The organism is Streptomyces sp. S063 (genome assembly GCF_002832675.1).
In the GTDB taxonomy this organism is placed as follows: Bacteria; Actinomycetota; Actinomycetes; order Streptomycetales; family Streptomycetaceae; genus Streptomyces; species Streptomyces sindenensis.
Genome location: NZ_CP021707.1, coordinates 1,802,006 through 1,827,988, shown reverse-complemented (window position 1 = coordinate 1,827,988; position 25,983 = coordinate 1,802,006). Strand labels below are relative to the sequence as shown.

Sequence of the window (25,983 nt, the reverse complement as noted above, 5' to 3'; positions counted from 1 at the left end):
CTCCCCTTTCCTCCCCCCGAAGGCGCCGGATGTGTCAGTGGCAGTTCTTGGCGCCCTTGTTGGCCTTCGTGGACTTCCCCCAGGAGCAGGAGTCCTGGAGCTTCCCGTTCGGCTTGATCAGCCGCGCCTTGTCACCGGTGTTGTTCCAGACGTACGAGCCCCGGTTCCAGTGCACGGTGCCCGAGACGTTCTTGCCCTTGCCGGTGCGGAGCTTGACCGTCTTGCCCGCGCCGATGGTGTAGCTGCCGAAGGTGTAGGTGTAACCGGTGTTGTCCTTCACCTTGAAGCCCTTGAGCTGCACCTTCTTCTTGCTGTTGTTGTGGATGTTCACCCACTCGGCGTTCAGCGACTTCTGCGACCGGTCGTCCTTGCCGGGGCCGTCGAACTGAACAGCCCCGAAGTGCAGCCCGCCCTGGTGGGCGGCCGCCGTGGCCGGTGCCGCCGTGGCGAGGAGCGAGCCGGCCAGTGCGGTGGCGGCGGCCAGGGCGATCGGCGCGGCGATGCGTATGCGCATGCGGTGTTCCTTCTGTGGTGTTCTGGTGAAGGCGTAACAGGATGCGATCATACGGACAGGACGCGCTCACTCGACCACAGATGACGAAATCCGCAAATCCGTTTATTGGTTGGCCAGTTCGGTCAGATGTGATCGCATGTGATCATGCGCGGCTCCGGCCCGGACCGCCCCTGCCCCGCCCGGGCTCAGCCCCGTCCGACGTACGGCATGTTCGTCGCCATGACCGTCGCGAACTGGACGTTCGCCTCCAGCGGCAGCTCCGCCATGTGCAGCACCGTCCGTGCCACGTCCGCCGCCGCCATCACCGGCTCCACCGCCAGCTCCCCGTTGGCCTGGAGGATCCCGGTCCGCATCCGCTCGGTCATCTCCGTCGCCGCGTTGCCGATGTCGATCTGGCCGCAGGCGATCCGGTGGGGGCGGCCGTCCAGCGACAGCGACTTCGTCAGCCCGGTGATCGCGTGCTTGGTCGCCGTGTACGCGATCGAGTGAGGGCGCGGTGCGTGGGCGGAGATCGAGCCGTTGTTGATGATCCGGCCGCCCTGCGGGTCCTGCTCCTTCATCAACCGGTACGCCGCCTGCGCGCACAGGAACGCGCCCGTCAGGTTCACCTCGACGACCGCCCGCCAGTCCGCGACGGCCAGGTCCTCCAGCGGTACGCCACCGGGGCCGAACGTGCCCGCGTTGTTGAACAGCAGGTCCAGCCGGCCGAACCGCTCCCGTACGGCGGCGAAGAGCGCGGCCACCTCGTCGGCGTCCGTCACGTCCGTGGTGACGCACAGCGCCTCGGTGTCCCCGGCGGCGGCCGCCGTCTCCGCCAGCGGCTCGGCCCGCCGGCCCGCGAGCGCGAGCGACCAGCCCCCGCTCGCGAGGGCGAGCGCGACGGCCCGCCCGATCCCCGACCCCGCCCCCGTGACGACGGCGACCTTCCGGCCGGCCTGCCCGGCGTCCCCGGTCCGTTCGGTCGCCCCTGCCCGCGCTGTCTGCTCTGTGTTCATGGCCCGGCAGCGTACGGGACAGATCCGTGCACAGGGCACGCGGTGCTCATCGACCCGCCATGCGGATGTTGTGCACGTGACAACGGTGAGTCGTCCCCTCCCGCTGCCATGAAGCCCGACAGCATCCGGGCCGAGGAGGGCATATGACAGCCGCACCGACCATCATGACGCCCGATCAGACCACCCGAGCCATCGAACTCCGCGCCGCCGCCCGCTTACTGGAACCGGGGGTGGGTCGCCGGCGCTTCCTGACCGCCACCGGGGCCGCCGCCGCGCTCGCCTTCGCGGTCAACCTGCCCGCCGCCGGCACGGCGAGCGCCGCCGAGGCCGACGCCCGCCGGATCGCCGAGGACCCCTTCACCCTCGGCGTCGCCTCCGGTGATCCGCACCCCACGTCCGTCCTGATCTGGACCAAACTCGCGCCCCGCCCCTTCGAACCGGGCGGCGGACTGCCGCGCGGCCGCATCGAGGTGCGCTGGGAGGTCGCCCGGGACGAGCGCTTCCGCCGTATCGAGCGGCGCGGATCGGTCACCGCCCATCCCGAGTTCGGCCACAGCGTCCGCGCCGAGGTCCAGGGCCTCGACTCCGGCCGCGTCTACCACTACCGCTTCCGCACCGGCAGCTGGACCAGCCCGGTAGGCCGCACCCGCACCGCCCCCCCCCCGGCGCCCGTAACAGCTCCCTCACCCTGGCCGCCGTCTCCTGCCAGGCGTACCACGACGGGTACTTCACCGCCCACCGCCACCTCGCGGCCGAGGACGTCGACGTCGTCTTCCACCTCGGCGACTACCTCTACGAGTACGCCGTCAACGCCACCGGCGGGGCCCGCAACTACACCGACCGCCGCCTCCCGGACCTCTTCAACCGCGAGACGACGACGCTGGAGGACTACCGGCTGCGCTACGCCCTCTACAAGTCCGACCCGGACCTGCGCGCCGCCCACGCCGCCCACCCCTTCGTCGTCACCTGGGACGACCACGAGACCGAGAACAACTACGCCGGCGAGATCCCCGAGAACGACGTGACCCCCGAGGAGTTCCTGCTCCGCCGGGCCGCCGCGTACCGCGCGTACTGGGAGAACCAGCCGCTGCGCACCCCGCAGCGCCCCACCGGACCCGACATGACGCTCTACCGCCGCCTCCGCTTCGGCCGGCTCGCCCAGTTCGACATCCTCGACACCCGCCAGTACCGCAGCGACCAGGCGTACGGCGACGGCTGGCGCACTCCCGGCCCGGAGTCCGAGGACCCGGCGCGCACCATGACCGGGGCCACCCAGGAACGCTGGCTGATCGACGGCTGGCGGGCCTCGAACGCCACCTGGAACGTCGTCCCGCAGCAGGTCACCTTCGCCCGGCGGCGCGATGTGCCCGCCGACGCCTACAAGCTCTCCATGGACTCCTGGGACGGCTACCCCGCCTCCCGGCAGCGGGTCCTGGCCGGGGCCGAGGCCGCCGGGGTGGACAACCTCATGGTCCTCACCGGCGACGTCCACGTCTCCTACGCCTTCGACCTGAAGAAGGACTTCGACGACCCCGCGTCGCGCACCGTCGGCACGGAGATCGTCACCACCTCCATCGCCAGCGGCAAGAACGGCGCGGACCGGCCCGCCAACTGGGAGAACCAGACCCGCGCCAACCCGCACCTCAAGCACTACAACGGGCGGCGCGGCTACGCGCTCGTCACCCTCGGCACGGGGGAGGCCCGCGCCGACTTCCGTACGGTCGCGGCCGTCACGACCCCCGGCGCGCCCGTCACCACCGCTGCCTCGTTCGTCACGGAGGCGGGGAACCCTGGGCTCACTCCCGCATAACAGGGCTCAGAGATCCGCCGGGTAGCGGACGCCGATGCGGTCCCGTACCGCGTCGAGCGTCCGCATCACCGCCAGCGAGCCCTCCAGCGGGACGAGCGCGGACTCGACCTCGCCCGCCCGCACCGCGCGTGCCACCTCGACCGCCTCGTACTGCATGCCGGACAGCCCCTGCGGGCCCGGCCCCGACGTGATCGTCTCCGGCTCCGCACCCGCCCGCCGCAGTACGAAGTGGTCCGGGTGGAAGAAGTCGCGCGGGAGGTCGATCCGGCCCCGCGTGCCGATCACGGTGGCCGCCGTCGGATGGTGGCCGACGATCGAGCAGGACAGCAGCGCGGTCGCACCGGAGTCCCAGCCGAGCAGCATGCCCGTGTTCAGGTCCACGCCCTCGGGGGAGAGCAGCGCGTCGGCCTGGATCCGGTCCGGCTCGCCCAGCAGCAGGTGGGCGAAGGAGACCGGGTAGACCCCGAGGTCCAGCAGGGCCCCGCCGCCGAGGGCCGGGTCGCGCAGCCGGTGGCCCGGGGCGACGTCGCCCGCGAAGCCGAAGTCCGCCTGGACGGTACGGATCTCGCCGATCGCCCCGTCCCGGACCAGCTCGGTCAGCCGGCGGACCACCGGGTTGAGGTAGGTCCACATGGCCTCCATCAGGAACAGGCCGCGTTCCCGGGCGAGCGCGACCAGCTCCTTCGCCTCCCGGCTGTTGAGCGTGAACGCCTTCTCGCACAGCACATGCTTTCCGGCCTTCAGCGCGAGCGAGGCCGCCGCGTGGTGCGCCGAGTGCGGGGTGGCCACGTAGACCACGTCCACCGTGTCGTCGGCCACCAGCTCCGCCCAGCTCCCGTAGGCCCGGGCGATCCCGTGCCGGTCGGCGAAGGCCCGCGCCGAGGCCTCCGTACGCGAGGCGACGGCCACCACCTCGGCGTCCGGCAGCCCCTGTACGTCCGCCGTGAAAGTCGCGGCTATGCCGCCCGTCGCCAGAACGCCCCAGCGCACCCTGTCACCCATGTCCGCCACCTCAGCCCACCCGAAAAAGGTATCGACCACTCCGGTCGAGCTGAGAGCATAGATGCGGATTCAACGATGTGGAGATGAGAATGCCGGAGAGCGGCGTCGGCCGGGCCCAGCAAGAGCACATACCCTCCTCCGGGACCGGCCCCGAGACCCCCGGCCTTCCCGCCCCGGCGGCGAAGGCCGCCCGGCGCACCGGACTCCTGGTCACCCTGGTCCTCGGCGGGCTCACCGCCCTGCCGCCGCTGTCGATGGACATGTACCTCCCGGCGCTCCCCGCCGTCACCGACTCCCTGAGCGCACCCGCCGCCACCGTCCAGCTCACGCTGACCGCGTGCCTGGCCGGAATGGCGCTCGGCCAGCTCGTCGTCGGACCGATGAGCGACCGCTGGGGGCGCCGCACACCGCTGCTCCTCGGCATGGTCGTGTACGTCCTCGCCACCGCTGTCTGCGCCCTGGCCCCCACCGCCGGACTCCTCATCGGCTTCCGCCTCCTCCAGGGGCTCGCGGGCGCGGCCGGGATCGTCATCGCGCGGGCCGTGGTGCGCGACCTCTACGACGGCGTGGAGATGGCCCGCTTCTTCTCCACCCTGATGCTGATCTCCGGCGCCGCCCCGATCGTCGCGCCGCTGATCGGCGGGCAGGTCCTACGGGTCACCGACTGGCGGGGCATCTTCGTCGTGCTGACCGCCGTCGGCATCGTGCTCACCTTCGTGGTGTGGAAGTGGCTGCACGAGACGCTGCCGCCCGCCGCCCGTCACACCGGCGGGGTCACCGACGCCCTGCGCACCATGCGCGGGCTGCTCGCCGACCGGGTCTTCACCGGCTACATGGTCGCGGGCGGGCTCGCCTTCGCCGTCCTGTTCGCGTACATCTCCGCCTCCCCGTTCGTCGTGCAGGAGATCTACGGGGCCTCGCCGCAGACCTTCAGCCTGCTCTTCGGGCTCAACTCCATCGGCCTGATCGTCGTCGGGCAGATCAACGGCAAGCTCCTCGTGGGCCGGTTCCGCCTCGACAAGGTGCTCGGCCTCGGCCTCGCCGTGATCGTGCTGGCCGCCGTCGCGCTGCTCCTCATGACGACCGGCGTCTTCGGCGAGGTCGGCCTCGTCCCGGTCGCCGCCGGGCTGTTCGTGCTGATGTCGGCGATGGGCCTCGCGATGCCGAACACCAACGCCCAGGCCCTCATGCGGACCAAGCACGCGGCGGGCTCCGCCTCCGCCCTGCTCGGCACCACCTCGTTCCTCATCGGGGCCGTCGCCTCCCCGCTGGTCGGCATCGCGGGGGAGGACACGGCCGTCCCGATGGCCGTCGTGCAGGTGAGCTGCGCGGTCGCGGCGGTGGCCTGCTTCCTGCTCCTGTGCCGCCCCTGGCAGCGCGCGGGACGCGAGGCCGACGGCCTCTGAGCCGCCGAGGAGCCGCCCGAGGAGAGCCCGGCCGGTGGGGATTCAGCCCGTGCGCGGATAGCCGATCAGATGCGTACGGTCCTGCCGGTCGGTCCAGCGGAACACCCCGACCCCCGTCGTCTCCGTACCCGGCAGCCGGGCGTTGCGCGACAGCCGCTCGGTGCTCCAGGTCGCGAAGTCCATCGTGACCGGGAGCCCGCCGCCGGACAGCGCCTCGGAGGCGTCGCGCGCGTTCTCGGCCCCGTACGCGATGCCGTCGTCCGTCACCGTGGCCAGCGTCAGATGCGCGGTACCGCCCTCGTCCTCGAAGCAACGGCCCTGCTTGGCCTCCAGGTCGAAGGCCAGGTTCCCGGCGATCAGGTAGTCGCCCGAGGGGGAGAGGACCGCCTGCGGGTAGCGCCCCGGCTTTATGGCCGGCTTGTGGCACTCCACCGAGGTGAGCACCTTCCCGGTCGCCGCGTCGTGCACCGCCCACAGCTCATGGGTCGCCGCCCGCTTGGTCTTCTTCGCGGGCTGCCACTTCGCCAGTACGTGGTCCGGGGTCATCGACGTCACCACCCCGCTGTCCTTCTCGGTGCCCTGGGGCGCGACGTTCCGGCTGAACCAGCCACCGCGCACCCAGAACTCCCGCGCCCCGCCCACCAGCAGGCCGTCGGCGGTCCGCCCGTGCACCTCGGTCAGCTGCTGGCAGGCCGGGCAGCCCTTGGGATACCCGAGCTTGTCCGCGCCCAGCTCGGACACCTCGCCGGTGACCGGGTCCACCAGGGTGGTGTTCGCCTTGGCGTCGCTGATCACGATGCCCGGGCCGGTCGTGGTCACCTTCGGGGCCCCGGACCACGGCACCTCGACACGCTGCCGGTTCCCGTTCGTCACGTCGTACAGATCCAGGGCGAGGAAGGTCTCCTCCGGCGAAAGACCGTCGCCGACCTTCCCGTACGACCAGGTCACGAAGTACTGCCGGTCGCCCTTGGCCACTGTGGCGAGCTTCGGGTAGTGCAGCGGGTCCGGCGGGCGCCAGGCCTGACCGCGCCAGCCCAGTTCGCCGGTGGCCGTGTCGACCGTGCGCAGGCGGTAGCGGTTCCCCTGGGACCGCTCCAGATAGGCCAGCAGACCCGTCGAGTGGGAGACGGCGACATCGGGGGAGGCGCCGATGATCTCCCACCCCCGGTCCGTCGCGTACTGGGGCGGAACGGTCAGCCGGGTCACCGGGCCCGCGCTCGGCAGCACCGGCTTCGCCGTGGCGGTGGCTGCGCCGTCGTCCTTCTTCCTGCCCTCGGGATCGCCGCCGCAGGTGGCCAGCAGCAGGAGCAGGGCGAGAAAGACCACCCCGCCGACCAGCGTCAGCCGCACGATCTTCTGCCTCATGGCTCCCCCGCTGGACCATCTTGATCTGGTGCCGTCACGCGCGGGTCAGCGTAGCAACAGGCCTCAGGGCGCGTGGAGTTCGCCGGATTCCTGTTCCGTACCGGTTACGTGGACCCCGGGTGCGGGCCCGCCCGGCCCCGTCCCGCTCGCGTACGTCCCCGCGTACCCCCTCCGGCGACGGCGAAGCGGAATGGGGCTGGCGGGCCGCCTCCGCCTACAATTCGCCGGTGAACGTCACTCTCCCCACCGCACAGTCCCTGCGCGCGGCGCTGGCCGGGCTGCTCGACGGGCTGCCGCCCAAGCAGGCCGCGCAGGCCGTCGACCGGCTGATCGCCAGCTACCGCGGGGAGACCCCGACGAACGCCCCGATCCTGCGGGACCGCTCCGACGTCGTCGCGTACGCCGCGTACCGGATGCCCGCCACCTTCGAAGCCGTACGGTCCGCCCTCGACGCCCTGGTCGAGGCCGCGCCCGACTGGGTCCCCGCCACCCACACCGACATCGGCGGCGGCACGGGAGCCGCGAGCTGGGCGGTCGCCGGGGCCTGGGAGGGTCCGGCCACCACCGTCCTGGACTGGGCCGAACCGGCCCTCGCGCTCGGCCGGGAACTGGCCGAGGCATCCGGTGTGCCGTCGCTCCGCGCCGCGCGCTGGGAGCGGGCCCGGATCGGGGCGGCCCTGGAGCTCGCCCCGGCCGACCTGATCACCGTCAGCTACGTCCTCAAGGAACTTCCGGCCGCCGCCAGGACCGAGCTGGTCGACGCGGCCGCCGAGGCCGGGCAGGCCGTGGTGATCGTCGAGCCCGGCACCCCCGACGGCTACGCCCGGATCATCGAGGCCCGCGACCGGCTGACCGCCGCCGGGCTGCGGATCGCGGCCCCCTGCCCGCACAGCGACGCCTGCCCGATCGCGCCCGGCACCGACTGGTGCCACTTCTCGGCCCGGGTCAGCCGCTCCTCGCTGCACCGGCAGGTCAAGGGCGGCTCGCTGAGCCACGAGGACGAGAAGTTCAGTTACGTCGTCGGCACCCGCTTCCCCGCCGCCCCGGCGCCCGCCCGGATCACCCGGAAACCGCAGATCCGCAAGGGCCTGGTCCAGTTGGAGCTGTGCACCCGGGACGAGGGGCCGGCCCGCGCCACGGTGAGCAAGCGCCACGGCGAGCTGTACCGGGCGGCCAGGGACGTCGCCTGGGGCGATCCCTGGCCGCCGGAAGGCACCGAAGGAGCCGAAGATTAGCCGCGCAGCTCCTGCGTACAGCACTTCACGCTGCCGCCGCCCTTGAGCAGTTCGCCCAGGTCCATCGGGATCGGCTCGTAGCCCCGGTCCCGCAGGGGATCGAGCAGCCCGGTCGCGCCCTGCGGCAGCAGCACGTGGCGTCCGTCGCTGACCGAGTTGAGCCCGAACGCCGCCGCGTCCGCCTCCTCGGCCAGCAGCGCGTCCGGGAACAGCCGGCGCAGCACCGCCCGGCTGCCCGCGGAGAACGCGTCCGGGTAGTACATGATCTCGTCGGCCGCCGCGTCCAGCACACAGAGCGCGGTGTCCAGGTGGTAGTAGCGCGGGTCCACCAGATCGAGGCCGATGACCGGCGCCCCGAAGAACTCCTGGGCCTCCATGTGCGAGAGCGGGCTGGAGCGGAAACCGCGCCCGGCCAGCAGGTAGGAGGCGGTGACGGCGAAGTCCCCCTCGCCCTCGTTGACGTGCTCCGGCTCATGGACCTCGGCGAAGCCGTTCTCCCGGAACCAGTCCCGGTGGGCCCCGGCCTCCTCGAACCGCTCCCGGTACGCGAACAGCGCGCCGAGCACCCGGCCGCCGATCACCGTGGCCCCGTTGGCGGCGAAGACCATGTCGGGCAGGTCGGGGCGGGGGGTGAGCAGCTCGACGGTGTGGCCGAGGCTCCGGTAGCGGTCGCGCAGATCCTCCCACTGGGTCTGGGCCAGCGGCAGGTCGACGGGTTTGGACGGGTCCATCCACGGGTTGATGGAGTAGGTGACCCGGAAGTGCGTCGGAGCGCACATCAGGTAGCGACGAGGGGTGGCGTCACGGTTCACATCCGGCTCCTCGCGATCGGCGGCCGGAGCCGCGGAACGGTGGGATGCGCACGGTCTGTGCGTGAGCCCATGGTGCGCTGTGCGCGCCGGATCCGCAGCGATTCGACGGGTGGTTCACCGGACATCGCGGAAGCCACCACAAGGAACGCCGCTCGGGAGCACCACCGGGGACATTCCAAGACGATACGTATCGGTTCGTCCGGGGTAGATTGGCCGCATGGCACCCACCAAGGCACCCGACTCCAGCCGACGCAGCGACCGCTCCCGCCGCGCCATCCATGACGCCGCCCTCGCCCTCGTCACGGAGGTGGGATACGGGCGTACGACGATCGAGGGTATCGCCGCCCGCGCCGGGGTGGGCAAGCAGACCATCTACCGCTGGTGGCCCTCCAAGGCCGCCGTGCTGATGGACGCCTTCCTGGACCTGGCGGGCCGGGCCGCCGAGGAGGCCGGGGCCGGGGCCGGCGGGGAAGCGCGGTCCGGCGAGACCGCCCCGGGCATCCCCGACACCGGTGACCTGGTCGCCGACCTCAAGCTCGTCCTGCGGGCCACCGTCGACGAGCTGAACGACCCGGCGCTGGAGGCCCCCACCCGCGCGCTGACCGCCGAGGGCATCGTGGACGCGAAGCTCGGCGCCGAATTCGTCCACAAGCTGCTCGACCCGCAGCTCGCGTTGTACGTCACACGGCTGCGGGCCGCCCAGGAGGCCGGGGACGTACGCGCCGACGTCGATCCCCGGATCGCCCTGGAGCTGCTCATCGGCCCGCTGATGCACCGCTGGTTGCTCCGGACCCTGCCGCTCACCCACGCGTACGCCGACGAGATCGTCGACTACGCGGTGGGCGGGCTCGCTCCGCGGACATGACTCCCGACCCCCTCCCGTCGTATCCGAAATATGACGAGATCGGGCGTGATGGTGCTCACTCGGTGCAGTGGTGCACGGCCCCGCTGGTGAACTCTGGCCACCCGAAGCGCAGGATGGTGCGACCATGGACAGACAACGCTGAGGTGAACTGCTGAGGTGAGGGGATAGATGGGCGCCGATTCCGGCCGTTTCCGCGGCACAGAGAGCAGGATCTCCCAGTGGCTCCGGCGACGTCCCAAATCATCGGGGGCCGACACCGACGAGTCGGCCCGGGTGGCGCTGCTCCTGGCGGTCGCCGACGCGGGCATGCCGATCGCGCCCGCCGCCCACCCCATCGGATACCGATGTTCGTGCGAACGCATCGGCTGTCCCACCCCCGCCCGGCACCCCGTCTCCTTCGCCTGGCAGACGCAGTCGACCACCGACCGGGCCCAGATCGAGCGCTGGGCCGCCGGTCAGCCGCAGGCCAACTTCATCACCGCGACCGGCATGATCCACGACGTGCTGGACGTCCCGCTCACCGCCGGCCGCAGCGCCCTGGAGCGTCTTCTCGACGCGGGCATCGACGTCGGTCCGGTCGCCGAGTCCGGCGAGGACCGGATGCTCTTCTTCACCGCCACCCGCGGCACCCCCGAGGACGAGGACGAGTGGTGGCCCTGCGAGCTGGACTGCCACCCCGAGACGATGGACGCCCACCCAGGGCTGCGCTGGCACTGCCGGGGCAGCTATGTCCTCCTGCCGCCCGCCCGGCTCCCCGGTGAGCTGGACGTCCACTGGGTGCGCGGGCCCGAGCACGAGCTGCCCGACCCGCTGACCCTGCTGGAGACGCTCACCGAGGCCTGCGCGCGGTACGCGGGCAGCGCCGAGCAGAGCGAGCTGGACCACGACGCGATCGCCTGGCCGCTGAGCCGCTGAGCCGAGGCACCGAGGCACGCGGAGGCGCTATTCGCCCTTCGCCGCGATCAGGCCCGGCAGCCGGTTCAGCATCCGCACCTTGCCGCCGGAGCCCGCGTCCGCACCGGCACCCGCACCCGTGGCCCGCGGCGGCACGTGCACCAGCTGACTGGAGATCCGCTCCTTGGTGAGGGTGCTGTTCACCTCGCCGGTGAGCAGCGCCTTCACATCCGGATTGACCTCGGGCCGCAGCCCCTTCGCGGCCACCTGCCGTTCGAAGTGCTTGCTGGTGAAGAAGACCAGCGCCCCGCCGTCCTCGGTGCGCAGCCCCAGCGGCGCGAACGTGCTGCCCGTCAGCGGCTGGTCGATGTACTGGTACGAGAACCCCGCCCGCCGTGTGGTGCGGCGCGTCTCGCGCCAGCCGGAGGTCGAGGTGGACGGGGTGAACACGTCCGGGGTGCCGTTCTGCAGATAGCCGGTGTACGAGGCGCTCAGATCCGCGGGCGCCACGGCCAGCTCCTCGTCCTGCGGCTTCACCGGGGTGGCGAGCCCGTCCCCGTCGAGGGCGAACTCCGGCACCTGGGAGGCCGGGAGCACTCCGAGGTAGGCCGCCTTCCAGAGCGCGTCGGGGCCCGTCCGCACGAACACCACCAGCCAGCGGGTGTCCAGCTTCCCGCCGTCCTGGTCCCGGTTGGAGTCGGTGTCCGCGAGGAACCAGCGCGGCCAGCCCGCCTTCTTGGGGATGACGTACGTCGCGTCGTCCAGCACCAACGGCTTGTGCGCCTTGTTGCCGTCGGGGTTGTACGTCTGGCGGGCCTTCAGCCCGGCCTGGTTGATCGCGCCGAGCGAGCCCGTCACCCGGTCCGCGTCCAGCGCCGGATCGAACGCCTTGTCCGCCGCGTTGTAGGCGGCGGTGAAGTCCTCGAGCGCCCGGGCGGCCTCGGACTTCTTCGCCCCGGGCAGCACTTCCAGCTCCCCGTGCACCGTCACACAGCCGGTCGCCGTCAGGCACAGCACCGTCGCCGTCGCGAGCCCCGCCGTCAGCCGGCCCAGCCCAGGGTGTCTCGTCATCCGCTGCTTCTGCGCCTTCCGCATCCGTCGCCCGCACTGACCGTCGAAACCCTACCGGGGCCACGACGGGCGTGCGGGCACGGACCGGATACAGCGTCCACACCGTGACCTGCCGGCCGGACAAGCCCTGGACCCGCCTCAGTTCTGACGTACCGGCACGATCAGCGGTGTGCCCGTACGCGGGTGGGGGAAGACCTCCACCGGCTGCCGGTAGACCTCGCCGAGCAGCTCGCCGCTGAACACCGCCTCGGGCGGGCCCAGTTCCGCGATCCGCCCGTCGTGCAGGACGGCCGCCCGATCTGCGTAGGCGGCGGCGAGCCCCAGATCGTGCAGGACGACGACCACCGCGTCCCCGGCGGCGGCCCGCTCCCGGCAGATCCGCAGCACCAGCTCCTGGTGGCGCAGGTCGAGGGCGGCGGTCGGCTCGTCGAGCAGCATCAGCGGGGCCCGCTGGGCCAGCACCCGGGCCAGCGCCACCCGCGCCTTCTCCCCGCCCGACAGCGCCGAGAACGGGCGGCCCGCGAACCGGGTCACCTCGGTCGCCGCCATCGCCGCGGCCACCGCCTCGTCGTCCTCGCCCTCCCGCTCCGTACCGGCCCAGGGCGCGCGCCCCATCCGTACGACGTCCTCCACCGGGAACGGGAAGGACAGCACGGCGGCCTGCGGCAGCACCGAGCGGCGCAGCGCCAGTTCGGGCGCGGACCACGCGGTGGCCGGGCGGCCGTCGATCCGCACCTCACCGCTACCGGGGGCCAGATCGGCGGCGAGCGCGGCCAGCAGCGTCGACTTGCCGGCCCCGTTCGGCCCGACCAGGGCGACCACCTCACCGCGGTGCGCGGTCAGGTCGACGGAGTCCAGCACCTGCCGCTGCCCGAGGCGGACCGAGAGCCCGGCGGCCTCCACGGCGGGGGAGCCGGGTGCGACGGGCGAGGGCAGCTCCCGAGTGCGCACCGCGAACAGATCTCTCAGCGTCCTCATGCCCAACCACCTTGCTTACGACGGGTCCTGCGCAGCAGCCAGAAGAAGAACGGGCTGCCGAAGAGCGCGGTCAGCACCCCGAGCGGCAGTTCGGCGGGGGCCGCCACGGTGCGGGCCGCGAGGTCGCCCGCCACCAGCATCAGGGCACCGCCGAGCGCGCTGCCCGGGACGAGGAAGCGGTGACCGGGGCCGTTCGCCATCCGCAGCAGATGCGGGACGAGCAGCCCGACGAAGGAGATGATCCCGGCCACGGCGACCGCGGCGGCCGTCAGCAGCGCCACCACCAGGACCAGCACGATCCGCAACCGCTCCACGTCCACACCCAGGTGCCGGGCGGGCCGTTCGCCCAGCGCCAGCAGGTCCAGCTTGCGCGAGTGGAACGGGGCGATGAGCAGCCCGGCCAGCGCGCACGGCAGCACGGCCAGTACCTTGGGCCAGGTCGCCTGGGAGAGCGAACCGAGCTGCCAGAAGGTGATCTGGGTGATCTGCGCGTTGTCCGCGAAGAAGATGAACAGACCGATCAGCGCGCCCGCGAAGGCGTTGACGGCGATACCGGTGAGGATGAGCGTCACCACCTCGGTCCGGCCGCCGGAGCGCGACAGCGCGTAGACGAGCAGCACGGTGGCCAGCCCCGCGACGAACGCGAAGACGGTGATGGTCCAGTTGCCGAAGAAGGTCAGGCCGAGCGCGATCGAGGCGACCGCGCCGACGGCCGCGCCCGCCGAGATCCCGATCACGCCGGGTTCGGCGAGCGGGTTGCCGAACACGCCCTGCATCAGGGCGCCCGCGCAGCCGAGCGACGCGCCGACGAGCACCGCGAGGGCGACCCGGGGGAGCCGCACGTTCCACAGGACGCTCTCGCCGACCCGGTCCAACGCCTGCCCGCCGAGCCCGATCCGGTGCTGCACGGAGGACAGGACGTCCCCGAGCGGGATGCTGTACGCGCCGATCGCCGCCGACAGCAGACAGCCGGCGAGCAGGGCGAGGGAGAGCCCCACGGTGAGCAGATACGCCTGGCCGCGCGGGGACTTGACGCCGGGGGCCTCGGGCGCGGCGCCCTTCGCCGGTCCGTCCGAAGGCTTCTCCACGGGGCCGGTGCGTTCCTCGTACGAGGTGGTCACTGTCCCTTTCCGCCCTTCGCGTACAGCTGCTCGACGATCTCGGTGAGCACCCGGTCGGTGCGCGGGCCGTAGTTCAGCAGCACGCCGTCGTCGACCGTGACGACCCGGCGGTCCATGCCGGCCGGGGTCTCCGCGATCCCCGGGATCTTCACCAGGCCGTCCATGCCGCCGACCGACTCGAACCCCTTGGTCATCAACAGGATCGCGTCCGGGGCGGCCTTGGCGAGCGCCTCGCTGGTGATGGCGGTGAAGTCCTTGTCCAGCCCCGATTCCTTCCCGGCGTCGACCGCGCCCGCCGCCTCCAGCAGCGAACTCGCCCCGGACTCCGCGCCGCCGAGCAGATAGACCGAGGCCGAACCGCGCAGATAGAGGAAGGCGACCCGGGGCTTCTTGCCGTCGGCGCGGTCCGGGATGGACTTCTGGACGTCGGCGATCCGCTTCTCCGTGCGCTCCTTCAGCTCCGTACCGGCCGACGGTACGCCGAGGGCCTCGGCGACGGTGTCGATGCGGCGGCCCACGTCGGACAGCCCCTTGGCGGGCTCGACGACGAGCAGCGGGGTGCCCGCGTCCCGGATCTGGTCGATGGCCTCGGACGGTCCCGTGGTGGTGTCGGCCAGCACGATCGTCGGCTTCAGGGAGAGCACGCTCTCCGCCGAGACGTCGTGGGCCCGGGTCACCACCGGCAGCTTCTCAGCCTGTTCGAAGGTGGCCGTGATGTCCCGGGCGACGACCTGTTTGCCGAAGCCGAGGGTGAAGACGATCTCGCTGAGCGACCCCGTCAGCGGCACGATCCGGTCGGTGGAGTCGATCGTGACCTTCTTGCCGTCCGCCGAGTCGACCGTCACCGGCAGTTTCGGCGCGGGCGTACCGGCCAGCGGCTCGACCCGGTCCGCGTCGGCGGAGCTCTTGGCGGACACGGGCTCCGGCGCCGCATCGCCGCCGCAGCCGGTCAGCACCAGGGCGAGGGCGACGGCGGCGGTGAGCACGGCGGCAGCCCTGCCCCGGGCCGGGCGACGGCGGGCCGTCATCGCGGCGTCCGGGCCCGTCGGGGCGAAGTCCTGCGAGATGCGCACTGAGGCACCGTCCTGTCGTTCTGCTGCGTGCGGTGGGTAGTTCGGGTGCGTGGAGAGGGTGGAGGTGGCGGAGGGGTTCCGGCACAGCCTGGGAGTAGCTTAGGTTAGCCTTACCTACCTATCCAGTCCTCGGAGGGTCCCTCATGCCGTCGCCCAGATCCACCCGCGCGCTCGCCGTCGCGCTCCTCGCGGTCCTGCTGGGAGCCCTGCTCCCCGCCGCCACCGCGCAAGCGGCAAGCCGCACGGTGCAGGGCGGACGGCTGGACTGGGGCATCAAGGCGTCCTTCCAGAGCTATGTCACCGGGCCCATCGCGAAAGGGCGTTGGACCCTGACCGGTGGCGCGGCCACGGTCGGCGGCAGCCAGTTCCGCTTCCACTCGGCAACCGGCTTCTACGACCCGGATTCCGGGGCGTTCACCGCCGGCTTCTTGGGCGGCGTGCACTTCACCGGCCACGAGAAGGCCGACGGCGGCCATGAGCTGGACCTCACGATCAGCCGCCCCACGATCCGCATCAGCGGCGGCAGCGGCATGCTCCACGCGGACATGGTCAGCAAGGAGCGGGGGACCGGCAAGGTCTCCAGCCGTTCCCAGGTGCCCCTGGCCAGGCTCGGCCTCGGCGGGATCGACATGAAGGGCGGTTCCACCCCCATCGCCCTCACCGGCGTTCCCACCACGCTGACCTCCGAGGGCGCCTCCGCCTTCGCCGGCTACTACACCGAGGGCACCCCGCTCGACCCGATCAGCCTCTCCGTCGACACCAGGGGCGCCGCCGATCCGAAGCCCTCCGCCCCCGACAACAAGAAGGACGAGGGCGAGAGGAAGGGCAAGGCGGAGAAGCGGGGCAAGGAGAAGGCGGGCTGCTTCGAGGACGCCGCCGTCGACTGGGGCGTGCGCCGCACCTTCCGCGAGTACGTCACCGGCTCCATCGGCCAGGGCAAGTGGACGCTCGCCGACGGCGCCGAGGACGGCGGGGCCCTCTTCCGCTTCCCGCAGGGCCAGGGAACGTACGACGCGAAGAAGGAGACGCTGGACGCGGAGTTCGGCGGCAGCATCCGCTTCACCGGCGCCCACGGCCTCGACCTGGGGTTCGCCGCCGTCACCGTCGTCGTCGCCAAGGGTGAGGGCACCCTCTCGGCCGACGTCACCAGCGGCGGCAAGACCGCCGAGGACGTCCCGATCGTCACCTTCGAGGCCGAGGACTTCGCGCCCAAGGACGGCCTCGCCGCCCTGACCGAAGCCCCCGCCACTCTCACCGCCGAAGGCTCCAGGGCGTTCGGCTCCATGTACCGGGCGGGCACCGCGATGGACCCGGTCTCGCTCGCCGTGGCCGTCGATGAGAACGCCCGGCTGCCCGCGCTGCCCGACCTCGGCAGCGAGCCGACCGCGGCCGCCGAGCCCACGAGGAAGGCCGCCGAGGAGCCCTCCGCCGCACCGGCGGCCGCCTCCTCCGGCTCCGGCCCGGGCGCCGGCACCTGGGCGGCCGTCGGCGGCGGCGCGCTGCTCCTTCTCGGAGCCGTGGCGGCGTTCCTCCTCCTGCGCCGCCGGTCCGCGCAGCCGGCCCCCGAGGCCGCCGACGCCTCCGCGGCCCCCGACTCCCCCCAGGCTTCCTGAACCCGGTACCCCTCGCGTGCCTTATGGATCCTCACCCCCTCCCCCCACGTTTCTCTTCCGCCCCCGGTCCCCTTAGGAGACACACCGACATGGCAGCAACCCGCCGCCCCATAGCCCTGGCCGCGGCCGTCGCCACGGCCGCCGCCCTCGGCGCCACCGCCTTCGCCCTCCCGGCCCTCGCCGCCGGCTCCCCGGCCGCCGCCCCCGCCGCCCCGAAGTTCGAGATCGTGGACGGCACCCTGGACTGGGGCATCAAGGAGTCCTTCCGCAAGTACATCGTCAGCCCGATCGCCCAGGGCAAGATCACCGTGTCCGACGGTGCCCGGCAGGCCGACGGCAACGGCGTGTTCACCTTCGTCGACGGCAAGGGCTCGTACGACCTCGGGACGCACGCCTCCAACACCGCGGTCAAGGGCGGCGTCCGGTTCGAGGGCCACCACGGCGTGCTCGACGTCAAGCTGAGCGACATCAAGGTCGGCACGGGCCGGGAGACCGGCACGATCACCGCCGACTTCACGAGCAAGAAGACGGACGGCACCGTCGTCTCCCAGGACGACGCCCCCATCGCCGCCCTCGACATCACCGGCGCCGAGCGTGGTCGCGGCGCGAACGGCGAGACGGTCTTCACCAACATTCCGGCCAAGCTGACCGCCGAGGGCTCGGAAGCCTTCGCCGGCTTCTACGCGGAAGGCGCCGAACTCGACCCGGCGACGCTGTCGCTCAAGACCGCGGCACCGAGCCCGTCCCCGTCGGACGACCCGACGAAGGACCCGGACCCGACCAAGGACCCGGACCCGACGAAGGACCCGGACCCGTCGAAGGACCCGGACCCCACCACGGACCCCACCAAGGACCCGGACCCGACCACCGACCCCACCAAGGACCCGGACCCGACCAAGGACCCGAGCGCCGACCCGACCCCCACCGCCTCCGGGACCGCCGAGCCCGTCAGCGGCCCGGTCGTCGACGGCATCCTCAACTGGGGCGTCAGGGAGGCATTCCGCAAGTACGTCGTCGGCAACATCGCGCACGGCAAGATCGTGACGAGCGACGGCGCGTCCGCCAACGGCGACAGCTACCGGTTCACCAAGGCCACCGGTCTCCTCGACGCCGACAAGAACACCCTCGACGCCGCGTTCCAGGGCAAAGTGCGCTTCCTCGGCCACGAGACCCGGGGCGGGTACCTCCTCGACCTGTCCCTCAGCAACCTGAAGGTCGACGTCGAGGGCACCTCCGGCACGCTCCTCGCCGACGTCTCCTCCAAGGACGAGAAGAGCGGCAAGGTCAGCAAGTTCACCGCCCTGTCCCTGGCCGACCTGAAGGTGCCCGCCGGCGCGCTCGCCGCCAAGGGCGGCATCGTGAACCTCACGGACATTCCGGCGACGCTCACCGCCGACGGCGCCAAGGCGTTCGGCGGCTTCTACAAGAAGGGCGAGGCGCTCGACGCGCTGAACGTCGCGGTCTCCATCGACGAGGACGCCCAGCTCCCGGGTGATGCCACCGGCGGCTCCGGCTCCACCGGCGGTGCGGGCTCCACCGGCGGTGCGGGCTCCACCGGCGGTTCAGGCTCCACCGCGGGCGGTTCGACCACTGGCGGCGGCACGGTCGGCGGCGGCTCCACCGGCGGTTCGGTCGGCGGCTCCGGCGCCCTCGCCTCCACCGGCTCCGACGTCCCGACCGGCGCCCTGATCGCCGGCTCCGGCGTCGTCGTGGCGGCCGGTGCCGGAGTCGTGATCGCGGCGCGCCGCCGCCGCGACACCACCGCCTGATCCACTCGCACATCCCCCGGGGCCGGTCCGGCGAGCACACCCGCTCGCCGCACCGGCCCCGCCGCCGTACCGGGCTCCCTTCCCGCCCCCGCGCCCGGCAGTGCTTGAATGCCCTGGTGAACGACTACGACGTACCCCGGGGCATCGACGTTCTGCGGGTGTTCTGCGGACCCGACGGCCGGTACGGCAACGCCCTCGGCGTCGTACGCGACGGAAGCGGCCACCCCGACGAGGCATCCCGGCAGCGGCTGACCTGTCAACTGGGCTTCAGCGAGACCGTGTTCGTCGACGACCCGGAGCGCGGCCGGGTGGACATCCACACCCCGGGGCTCCGGCTGCCGTTCGCCGGACACCCGCTCGTGGGCGCGGCCTGGCTGCTGGACCTGGAGATCCTGGAACTGGCCGTCGGGGACGTTTTCGCGCGCCAGGACGGCGAGTTCACCTGGATCACCGCCCGCCCCGAATGGGCCCCGCCGCGCACGCTCCAGCAGTACGCGAGCGCCGCCGAGGTCGAGGCGCTGCCGGGACCGCCGCCCGGCGAGGGCTGGCTCTACGCCTGGGCCTGGGAGGACGAGGCGGCCGGACGGGTGCGCGCGCGGGCCTTCCCGAGGCGGGGCGGGGAGGGAATCGTCGAGGACGAGGCGACGGGGGCCGCGGCCATGCTGCTGAGCGCCCAGCTCGGCCGGGCCCTGAACATCACGCAAGGACGCGGCTCCCAGATCCTCACCGCACCCGCGCCGGACGGCACGGTGGAGGTCGGGGGCCGCGTCCTGATGGCCGCCCGGGGCTGAACCCGGGCGGCGGAAGACCGTACGACGGTCACCGCGCGCCGTACGACGGCTGCTACGCGCTGAGCGGGAAGACCTCGCCCAGCTCGCGGAAGACCGCGGTGTTCAGCGCGAAGGCGCGCTTGCACTCCTCGATGATGCGCTGCTTCTCCAGGTCGTCCGCGTTCACGCCGTCCAGCAGCTCGCGGTAACCCCGCTTGAAGGCGGCCGGGTTGGTGATCTGCTCGAAGACGTAGAACCGGACGCCGTCGCCCTTGCGCTCGAAGCCCCAGGTCTTCTCCGCCTTGTCGCGGATGATCTGACCGCCCGACAGGTCGCCCAGGTAGCGCGTGTAGTGGTGGGCGACGTAACCGGCGGGCCAGGTGCGCGCGCACTCCGCGACCCGGGCGGCGTACGCCGCGGTGGCGGGCAGCGGTTCGAGCCCCTCGCGCCAGTCGGCACCGCGCAGATGCGCCAGGTCGCGCTCCAGCTCGGCGGAGCGCATCAGCTCGGGCTGTATGAACGGACCGGCGACCGGGTCCTCGCGCAGGGCCTCCGCGCCCTCCTCCAGCGCCCGGTACACGAACCACAGCTGCTCGGTGTAGCGCGTGTACGCGTCCACTCCCAGCCGCCCGCCGAGCAGGTCACTCATGAAGGTCGAGGTCTCGGCCTCGGTGTGCTGCTCGTGCGACGCGGTGCGGATGAGCGTCGAGAAGGGAGTGACGGTGGCGGTTGCGTCCAAGGCGGGCCTCCGGGGACCGAGGGGAGGGAGAGTCCAGAGAGAGACGGAGATACCGGCAGGCGGCCGCCGCGACGGTGCGGCGGCGCGTGCCGATACGCCGATCCTCCTACTTAGGTTTACCTAAGTCAACTGGTTCCCGACTGCTTGTCGGTAAAAAAAAACGCCAGGAAAGGGCGGAGGGCCCGATATCGGACAGTTCGGGGTGATTACGGAAGGGTGAGGATCTCCGCTCCGGTCTCCGTGACGACCAGCGTGTGCTCGAACTGGGCCGTCCGCTTCCGGTCCTTCGTCACCACGGTCCAGCCGTCCTCCCACATGTCGTACTCGTGGGTGCCCAGCGTCAGCATCGGCTCGATGGTGAACGTCATGCCCGGCTGCATCACGGTGGTGGCGTGCGGGCTGTCGTAGTGCGGGATGATCAGGCCGGAGTGGAACGAGGTGTTGATCCCGTGGCCGGTGAAGTCGCGGACGACTCCGTAGCCGAACCGCTTGGCGTACGACTCGATGACCCGGCCGATGACGTTGATCTGCCGCCCCGGCTTGACCGCCTTGATGGCCCGGTTCAGCGATTCCCGGGTCCGCTCGACGAGCAGCCGGGACTCCTCGTCCACGTCACCGCAGAGGTAGGTGGCGTTGTTGTCGCCGTGCACCCCGTTGATGTACGCGGTGACGTCGAGGTTCACGATGTCCCCGTCGCGCAGCACGGTGGAGTCGGGGATGCCGTGGCAGATGACCTCGTTGAGCGAGCTGCACAGCGACTTCGGGAAGCCCCGGTAGCCGAGGGTGGAGGGGTACGCGCCGTGGTCGATCATGAACTCGTGGGCGACCCGGTCCAGCTCGTCCGTGGTCACGCCCGGGGCGATGTGCTTGGCGGCCTCCTCCATCGCCTGCGCGGCGATACGGCCCGCGACGCGCATCCGCTCGATGGTGTCGGCGTCCTGGACCTCCGGGCCGGTGTACGGCGTCGGAGCCGGCTTCCCCACGTACTCGGGGCGCCGGATGTTTCCGGGTACGGAACGGACGGGAGTGATCTCCCCTGGTACGAGAAGCGACTGGCCAGACATGCCAGCGAGTCTAACCAGCGGCGTCGGGGCACCATGGCGGTAAGGAAAGGAGCCGTCGATGGCCCTGTTCAAGAAGCGCACGGTCGGCAAACCGGGCGAGTGGTACTACTGCCTGAAGCACAAGAAGGTCGAGGAAGGCCCGGAGTGCCCGGCGCTGAACCGTTTCGGCCCCTACACCTCCCGCGAGGCGGCCCAGCACGCGATGGACACCGCGCGCGACCGCAACCTCGAGTGGGACACGGACCCGAAATGGCACGACGAGGAGAAGGGCCCTTCAAACCCGCCCGGCGGCAACCCGAACCCGTCCGGCGATTGAGGACGTCCTCTCGGCCCCTCCGGCGTTCGAGGAGCGGGGCGCGGGGCGGAGCCCCGGAACCGGGTCACCCCTCCAGCCGGGCCTCCCGCCTCCGCACCGCGTCCTCATCCGTCTCCGAGTCGTACCGCACCAACTTCGGCAACGCGGCGGTCAACAGCGCCACCGACGCCACGCACGCCACCCCGCCCGTCCAGATCGCCGACCGGGTCCCGGTCCAGCCGGCCATCGCCCCGGCCCGCACCTGACCCAGCTGCGGGCCGACGCTGTACGACAACACCTCGATGCCGGCCAGCCGCCCCCGCAGCTCCTCCGGGATGGTCTGGTTCCAGATCGTCGCGCGCCCCAGCCCGCTCAGCATGTCGCCCGCCCCCGCCACGGCCAGGCAGATCAGCACCACCCACACGCTGGAGAACCAGCCCGCCGCCGCGATCGCCAGCCCCCACGCCGCCGCCCCGAACACCACGAACAGCCCGTGCCTGCGGACCCGGCCCGTCCAGCCGCTGGTCAGCCCCAGCACCAGCGAGCCGACCGAGCCCGCCGCGTACATCAGCCCCAGCGACCACTCCGCGTCCAGCTCGTCCGCCAGGAACGGGAAGATCGTGTTCGGGAAGGCGAAGAACATCGCCGCCAGATCGATCGCGTACGTCCCCAGCAGCACCGGCCGGCTCCACGCGTACCGAGCCCCCTCGACGATCCCGCGCAGCGACGGCTTCGCCGCCTCCTCGGCGGGCGGCGCGGGGGCGAGCCGCAGACAGAGCACGACGGAGGCGGCGAACGTGCACACCGTCACCGCGTACGCCGTGCCGTGACCGGCGTACGCCACCACCAGACCGGCCAGCGCCGGGCCCGCGATCGCTCCGATCTGCCAGCGCAGCGAGTTCAGCGCGGCGGCCGCCGTCTGCTGGGCGTGCGGCACGATCCGGGCCATCAGGGAGTCCAGCGCCGGCCGCTGGAGCCCGGCGAGCGCGGAGACCCCGCCGGCCACCACGTACAGCGGCCACAGCAGCGGCTCCGGAAGCAGGGCGTTCACCAGCAGGATCGCGGCGAGCACCCCGAGCCCGGCCTCGGTCAGCAGGATGACCCGGCGGCGGTCCACCGAGTCCGCGAGCGCCCCGCCGTACAGCCCGAAGACCACCAGCGGCACCAGCTCCACCGCGCCCATCGCCCCGACCGCGAGCGGGGAGCCCGTGAGGTCCTTGATCTGGAGCGGCAGCGCGATGAGCGCCATGAAGCTGCCGAAGTACGTGATCAGGCCCTGCACCCACAGCAGCCGGAAATCCGGCGAGGAACGCCACGGCGAGAGATCGGGCAGCAGGGCACGCAACCGCCCCGGCCGTGGCGGCGGTGGGGACGAGGGGGAGGCCGGGGGCGGGGGAGGCGCTGAGGTCACGAAGGGCCATGATCCGGACAACGGGGTGGGGCGGGCAAGCGGGTTTTCCGCCCGCACCCCTGCGGTGGGCCCGGTCCGGCTACCAGCGGGCCGGCGGTGGCTGGGTCAGCCGGTCGGCCAGCAGGGCGAGCCGGTCCCGGAACGTGCGCCGGCCGCCCGCCGGAGGCCTCCCGTTCTCCCCTGCGGCGGCGCTCACCAGGTGCTGCACGATGTCGAGGTCCACGGCGTCGTCCCCGGCGACCACCAGCGACTCGTGCGCCAGGCCGCCGACCTCGGGGTCCCCGCCGTCCAGGGTGAGCACCCGTGCCCCGGCCCGCCGGGCGTCGTGCACCCGCTCCAGCAGGCCTTCGCCCGGCCGCTCCGGTGCGACCAGCAGCACCGTCTCGCCCCGCCCCGCCGCCGCGATCCGGCCGAGCCCGACCGCCAGGTGCTCCGGGTCGCCCGCCGCCACCCGGTGCCGGACGAGGGTGGGCGTCAGCTCCGGCAGCCCCGACCAGGCGGACTCGTCGGAGAGATGGGCCGCCAGATGCCACGGCTCGTACGCCTCGGTCCCCGCCAGCAGCAGGCCGCCGCCGCGCGGGACGACGGAGGCGCGCAGGGCCAGCGCGAACCGGCGGGCGTCCTGCGGCCACCGGGTCCCGGCCAGCACATCGCGGAGCAGGGCGACGCGTACGGCATCCATGGCCCGGCATCCTGCCCCGGCCCGCCGCCCCGCCCGCCCCGGTCGCCCGCCCCTCACCCGAACGGAGGACGGAGCGCGGAACGGCACCGGCGGGCCGAACCGGTACGGGCGCATTCCCACGGGCCGCTCCCCTCGCTTCTACCTGGCAGTAGGGTCGGCCCATGACTACACAGGACAGCAGCGGCAGCGCGCCCAAGCCCCCCGCCAAGGACCCCTGGGACCTCCCCGACGTATCCGGCCTGAGCGTCGGTGTGCTCGGCGGAACCGGACCGCAGGGCCGTGGCCTGGCCTACCGGCTCGCCCGAGCCGGACAGAAGGTCACCCTCGGCTCCCGGGACGCGGCCCGCGCCGAGCAGGCGGCGGCCGAGCTGGGCTTCGGCGTCGAGGGCGCGGACAACGCGGAATGCGCCCGGCGCAGCGACATCGTGATCGTCGCCGTGCCGTGGGACGGCCACGCCGAGACGCTCCAGTCCCTGCGCGAGGAGCTCGCGGGCAAGCTCGTCATCGACTGCGTCAACCCGCTCGGCTTCGACAAGAAGGGCGCCTACGCCCTCAAGCCCGAGGAGGGCAGCGCCGCCGAACAGGCCGCGGCCCTGCTGCCGGACTCCCGGGTCACCGCCGCCTTCCACCACCTCTCGGCCGTGCTGCTCCAGGACGAGTCCATCGAGGAGATCGACACCGATGTGCTGGTCCTGGGCGAGGCGCGCGCCGACACCGACCTCGTCCAGGCGCTGGCAGGCCGGATCCCCGGAATGCGGGGCATCTTCGCCGGCCGGCTGCGCAACGCCCACCAGGTCGAGTCGCTGGTCGCCAACCTGATCTCGGTCAACCGCCGCTACAAGGCCCACGCCGGACTGCGCACCACCGACGTCTGACCGGACCGGCCCCGGCGGGCGCTTCGGCAACGGGGCCGGGCGCTCCCCGGGACGGGGCACAACGGGGCATGGGGGACACTGGACGGGACCGCGACCGTTCCCGGCAGGGAGCGCGACCCGTTCCCGACAGGAGCCGATCCCCATGCCCCGCATCGCCCTCTACGCCCTCGTCGTCTGCGTCCTCGCCGTCGTGGCAGCCGTGGTCTCCTTCGTCCAGGGCAGCCTGCTCGGGATCGTCTGGGTGCTCATCGCGGGTCTCTCGTCCAACATGACCTGGTTCTACGTACGCAGGCACCGCCTGGCCACCGCCACCACCACCGCGACCGCCTCCGACGCGGGCTGATCCCACCTCGCTCCCCGCTCCACCGCTCCCCGCTCCCGCTTCCGCCAATCAGGTCGAGCCCGCCTCTCCCCGGGCGTGCCCCGGCCGGCCGGCGCCGCCGGGGGCCGAGCATGTGACGGCCCTGCCACGGACGTGGCGGAACCGGACGAGGGAGGCCGTGTGGCAGACGCGAGGGACGACGTTTCGGGGTCGACCGTGCAGGCGGGGGACCGTACCCAGGGATTCTGGGAGGAAGTGCGGGACGCCGTCTCGACCCGGGCCGCTCTTGTCATGCTCGGGGTGCTCCTGCTGCAACTGGGCTTCGCCCTCTCCTACATGGGCGCCTTCCACGCACCCGAGCCGCACCGGGTACCGATCACCCTGGTCGCCCCGCCCGCCGTGGAGCGGGATCTGGTGGCCCGCCTCGACGCGCTGCCCGGCGACCCGCTTCGGGTCACGGCCGTCCAGGACCGCGCCGAGGCACGCGCGCGGCTGCTCGACCGCCGTACGGATGCCGCCCTCGTGGTGGATCCGGCGAGCCGCACCGACACCCTGATCGTGGCGTCGGCGGGCGGGCCCTCGGCCACCGCCGCGGCCACCGAGATCCTTCAGGAGGTCGCCCGGGCGGAGAACCGGACGATCGTCGTCCGAGACATCCGGCCGCCCGCCGCCGGGGACTCGCGGGGCCTTTCCTCCTTCTACATCGTCCTCAGCTGGACCATCGGCGGCTATCTCGCGGCCTCGGCCCTGAACATGGCGGCCGGTTCGAAGAAGCCCACCCTGCGCCGCACCTTCGTCCGGCTGGCGGCGATGCTGCCGTACGGCTTCGTCTCGGGCATCGGCGGCGCGATCATCGTGGGCCCGGTGCTGGACTGCCTGCCGGGCGCGTTCTGGGAACTCGTCGGGATCGGCACCCTCGTGGTGTTCGCCTCCGGCGCGGTGGGCGTCGCCCTCCAGTCGGTGGCGGGCACGATCGGCCTCGGCCTCACCATCCTGATCTTCACGATCCTGGGGAACCCCAGCTCCGGCGGGGTGTACCCGTCCTCGCTGCTGCCGCCGTTCTGGAGCGCGATCGGTCAGGCGCTCCCGCCGGGGGCCGGGACGACCGTGGTGCGCAACACCGTCTACTTCGACGGCAACGCCACCACCGGCGCCCTCTGGATTCTCGGCGCCTGGGCCTTCGGCGGCGTCGTGGTCGCGATTCTCGCCGCCGCCGTGCGGGCGTCCCGGGCCGCTCGCCCCACCGCCCCGGCCGGCGGGCCCACCGCCCCGGCGGTCTGACACGGCGACCCGGGCCGCGCG

24 protein-coding genes and 1 pseudogene are annotated in these 25,983 nt (G+C 72.5%); 12 read left to right on the top strand and 13 right to left on the bottom strand.

The genetic code is table 11. The annotated features are described in order from the left end of the window. Positions 1-34: 34 nt before the first annotated feature. Together CCZ36_RS08175 and CCZ36_RS08170 are read right to left on the bottom strand one after the other, a co-directional pair. Positions 35-514, bottom strand: coding sequence for a lamin tail domain-containing protein (locus CCZ36_RS08175; protein WP_069742741.1), 480 nt, complete (start codon positions 512-514; stop codon positions 35-37). A gap of 185 nt (positions 515-699) precedes the next feature. Next, positions 700-1,509: an SDR family oxidoreductase gene (locus CCZ36_RS08170; protein WP_128817344.1), complete on the bottom strand. Its 810-nt coding sequence runs from the start codon at positions 1,507-1,509 to the stop codon at positions 700-702. Between the two features lie 143 nt (positions 1,510-1,652). Between CCZ36_RS08170 and CCZ36_RS08165 the strand changes: the two are divergent. Further along, positions 1,653-3,319 (top strand): annotated as a pseudogene (locus CCZ36_RS08165) (alkaline phosphatase D family protein). 6 nt (positions 3,320-3,325) lie between these two features. On the opposite strand, the gene CCZ36_RS08160 reads toward CCZ36_RS08165, so the two are convergent. Continuing rightward, the gene (locus CCZ36_RS08160; RefSeq protein WP_069740385.1) at positions 3,326-4,321 is read right to left on the bottom strand and encodes a Gfo/Idh/MocA family protein; all 996 of its coding nucleotides are present in this window, start codon (positions 4,319-4,321) and stop codon (positions 3,326-3,328) included. Positions 4,322-4,410: 89 nt separating this feature from the next. Between CCZ36_RS08160 and CCZ36_RS08155 the strand changes: the two genes are divergently transcribed. Beyond that, positions 4,411-5,727 (top strand): multidrug effflux MFS transporter, encoded by a 1,317-nt coding sequence (locus CCZ36_RS08155; protein WP_069742744.1) that lies wholly within the window; start codon positions 4,411-4,413, stop codon positions 5,725-5,727. A gap of 42 nt (positions 5,728-5,769) precedes the next feature. Here the strand turns inward: CCZ36_RS08155 and CCZ36_RS08150 are convergent, their stop codons facing one another. After that, positions 5,770-7,092: a hypothetical protein gene (locus CCZ36_RS08150; protein WP_069740387.1), complete on the bottom strand. Its 1,323-nt coding sequence runs from the start codon at positions 7,090-7,092 to the stop codon at positions 5,770-5,772. A 227-nt stretch (positions 7,093-7,319) separates the two neighbouring features. Here CCZ36_RS08150 and CCZ36_RS08145 point away from each other — a divergent pair, with 227 nt between their 5' ends. Further along, positions 7,320-8,327, top strand: a complete 1,008-nt coding sequence (locus tag CCZ36_RS08145) for a small ribosomal subunit Rsm22 family protein (RefSeq protein WP_128817342.1) — start codon at positions 7,320-7,322, stop codon at positions 8,325-8,327. On the opposite strand, the gene ddaH is transcribed toward CCZ36_RS08145, so the two are convergent. Then, positions 8,324-9,241 carry a dimethylargininase gene (gene ddaH, locus CCZ36_RS08140; RefSeq protein WP_370738595.1) on the bottom strand — a complete coding sequence of 306 codons (918 nt, stop codon included), beginning with the start codon at positions 9,239-9,241 and terminating at the stop codon, positions 8,324-8,326. The genes CCZ36_RS08145 and ddaH overlap by 4 nt on opposite strands. Before the next feature lie 115 nt (positions 9,242-9,356). Here ddaH and CCZ36_RS08135 point away from each other — a divergent pair, with 115 nt between their 5' ends. Beyond that, positions 9,357-10,004: a TetR/AcrR family transcriptional regulator gene (locus CCZ36_RS08135; RefSeq protein WP_128817341.1), complete on the top strand. Its 648-nt coding sequence runs from the start codon at positions 9,357-9,359 to the stop codon at positions 10,002-10,004. A gap of 168 nt (positions 10,005-10,172) precedes the next feature. After that, complete coding sequence (locus CCZ36_RS08130) at positions 10,173-10,919, top strand: bifunctional DNA primase/polymerase (protein ID WP_069740390.1); 747 nt, start codon at positions 10,173-10,175, stop codon at positions 10,917-10,919. A 27-nt stretch (positions 10,920-10,946) separates the two neighbouring features. Here CCZ36_RS08130 and CCZ36_RS08125 read toward each other — a convergent pair whose 3' ends face one another. The 4 genes from CCZ36_RS08125 to CCZ36_RS08110 all read right to left on the bottom strand — a co-directional run bounded on the left by CCZ36_RS08125 (position 10,947) and on the right by CCZ36_RS08110 (position 15,141). Further along, a complete protein-coding gene (locus tag CCZ36_RS08125; RefSeq protein ID WP_128817339.1) occupies positions 10,947-11,969 on the bottom strand; it encodes a hypothetical protein in 1,023 nt (340 codons plus the stop codon). Positions 11,970-12,107: 138 nt separating this feature from the next. Beyond that, complete coding sequence (locus CCZ36_RS08120; protein WP_069740391.1) at positions 12,108-12,947, bottom strand: heme ABC transporter ATP-binding protein; 840 nt, start codon at positions 12,945-12,947, stop codon at positions 12,108-12,110. Beyond that, entirely contained in the window at positions 12,944-14,068 is a 1,125-nt protein-coding gene (locus CCZ36_RS08115) for a FecCD family ABC transporter permease (protein ID WP_128817337.1), read from the bottom strand. The genes CCZ36_RS08120 and CCZ36_RS08115 overlap by 4 nt, the downstream gene beginning before the upstream one ends. Then, positions 14,065-15,141, bottom strand: coding sequence for a heme/hemin ABC transporter substrate-binding protein (locus tag CCZ36_RS08110; RefSeq protein WP_128817335.1), 1,077 nt, complete (start codon positions 15,139-15,141; stop codon positions 14,065-14,067). The genes CCZ36_RS08115 and CCZ36_RS08110 overlap by 4 nt, the downstream gene beginning before the upstream one ends. Before the next feature lie 143 nt (positions 15,142-15,284). Here CCZ36_RS08110 and CCZ36_RS08105 point away from each other — a divergent pair, with 143 nt between their 5' ends. The 3 genes from CCZ36_RS08105 to CCZ36_RS08095 all read left to right on the top strand — a co-directional run bounded on the left by CCZ36_RS08105 (position 15,285) and on the right by CCZ36_RS08095 (position 19,314). Next, positions 15,285-16,754 carry an HtaA domain-containing protein gene (locus CCZ36_RS08105; RefSeq protein WP_128817333.1) on the top strand — a complete coding sequence of 490 codons (1,470 nt, stop codon included), beginning with the start codon at positions 15,285-15,287 and terminating at the stop codon, positions 16,752-16,754. A gap of 89 nt (positions 16,755-16,843) precedes the next feature. Next, complete coding sequence (locus tag CCZ36_RS08100) at positions 16,844-18,523, top strand: HtaA domain-containing protein (protein WP_128817331.1); 1,680 nt, start codon at positions 16,844-16,846, stop codon at positions 18,521-18,523. Positions 18,524-18,639: 116 nt separating this feature from the next. Further along, positions 18,640-19,314, top strand: a complete 675-nt coding sequence (locus tag CCZ36_RS08095; RefSeq protein WP_069737987.1) for a PhzF family phenazine biosynthesis protein — start codon at positions 18,640-18,642, stop codon at positions 19,312-19,314. 52 nt (positions 19,315-19,366) lie between these two features. On the opposite strand, the gene CCZ36_RS08090 is transcribed toward CCZ36_RS08095, so the two are convergent. After that, positions 19,367-20,032, bottom strand: a complete 666-nt coding sequence (locus tag CCZ36_RS08090) for a biliverdin-producing heme oxygenase (RefSeq protein ID WP_128817330.1) — start codon at positions 20,030-20,032, stop codon at positions 19,367-19,369. Positions 20,033-20,238: 206 nt separating this feature from the next. Beyond that, positions 20,239-21,096, bottom strand: coding sequence for a type I methionyl aminopeptidase (map, locus tag CCZ36_RS08085; RefSeq protein ID WP_069742754.1), 858 nt, complete (start codon positions 21,094-21,096; stop codon positions 20,239-20,241). A 58-nt stretch (positions 21,097-21,154) separates the two neighbouring features. Here map and CCZ36_RS08080 point away from each other — a divergent pair, with 58 nt between their 5' ends. Continuing rightward, positions 21,155-21,412 (top strand): hypothetical protein, encoded by a 258-nt coding sequence (locus tag CCZ36_RS08080; protein WP_069737984.1) that lies wholly within the window; start codon positions 21,155-21,157, stop codon positions 21,410-21,412. A gap of 64 nt (positions 21,413-21,476) precedes the next feature. On the opposite strand, the gene CCZ36_RS08075 is transcribed toward CCZ36_RS08080, so the two are convergent. Together CCZ36_RS08075 and CCZ36_RS08070 are read right to left on the bottom strand one after the other, a co-directional pair. Continuing rightward, positions 21,477-22,736, bottom strand: a complete 1,260-nt coding sequence (locus CCZ36_RS08075; RefSeq protein WP_079134139.1) for an MFS transporter — start codon at positions 22,734-22,736, stop codon at positions 21,477-21,479. A gap of 145 nt (positions 22,737-22,881) precedes the next feature. After that, positions 22,882-23,484: a hypothetical protein gene (locus tag CCZ36_RS08070; protein ID WP_128817328.1), complete on the bottom strand. Its 603-nt coding sequence runs from the start codon at positions 23,482-23,484 to the stop codon at positions 22,882-22,884. A 161-nt stretch (positions 23,485-23,645) separates the two neighbouring features. On the opposite strand from CCZ36_RS08070, the gene npdG reads away from it, so the two are divergent. From npdG to CCZ36_RS08055, 3 genes are all read left to right on the top strand, one after another. Next, positions 23,646-24,359: an NADPH-dependent F420 reductase gene (gene npdG / locus CCZ36_RS08065; protein WP_069737981.1), complete on the top strand. Its 714-nt coding sequence runs from the start codon at positions 23,646-23,648 to the stop codon at positions 24,357-24,359. A 142-nt stretch (positions 24,360-24,501) separates the two neighbouring features. Then, complete coding sequence (locus CCZ36_RS08060; RefSeq protein WP_069737980.1) at positions 24,502-24,702, top strand: hypothetical protein; 201 nt, start codon at positions 24,502-24,504, stop codon at positions 24,700-24,702. Positions 24,703-24,861: 159 nt separating this feature from the next. Further along, the gene (locus CCZ36_RS08055; protein WP_176735263.1) at positions 24,862-25,962 is read left to right on the top strand and encodes an ABC transporter permease; all 1,101 of its coding nucleotides are present in this window, start codon (positions 24,862-24,864) and stop codon (positions 25,960-25,962) included. Positions 25,963-25,983 lie beyond the last annotated feature (21 nt).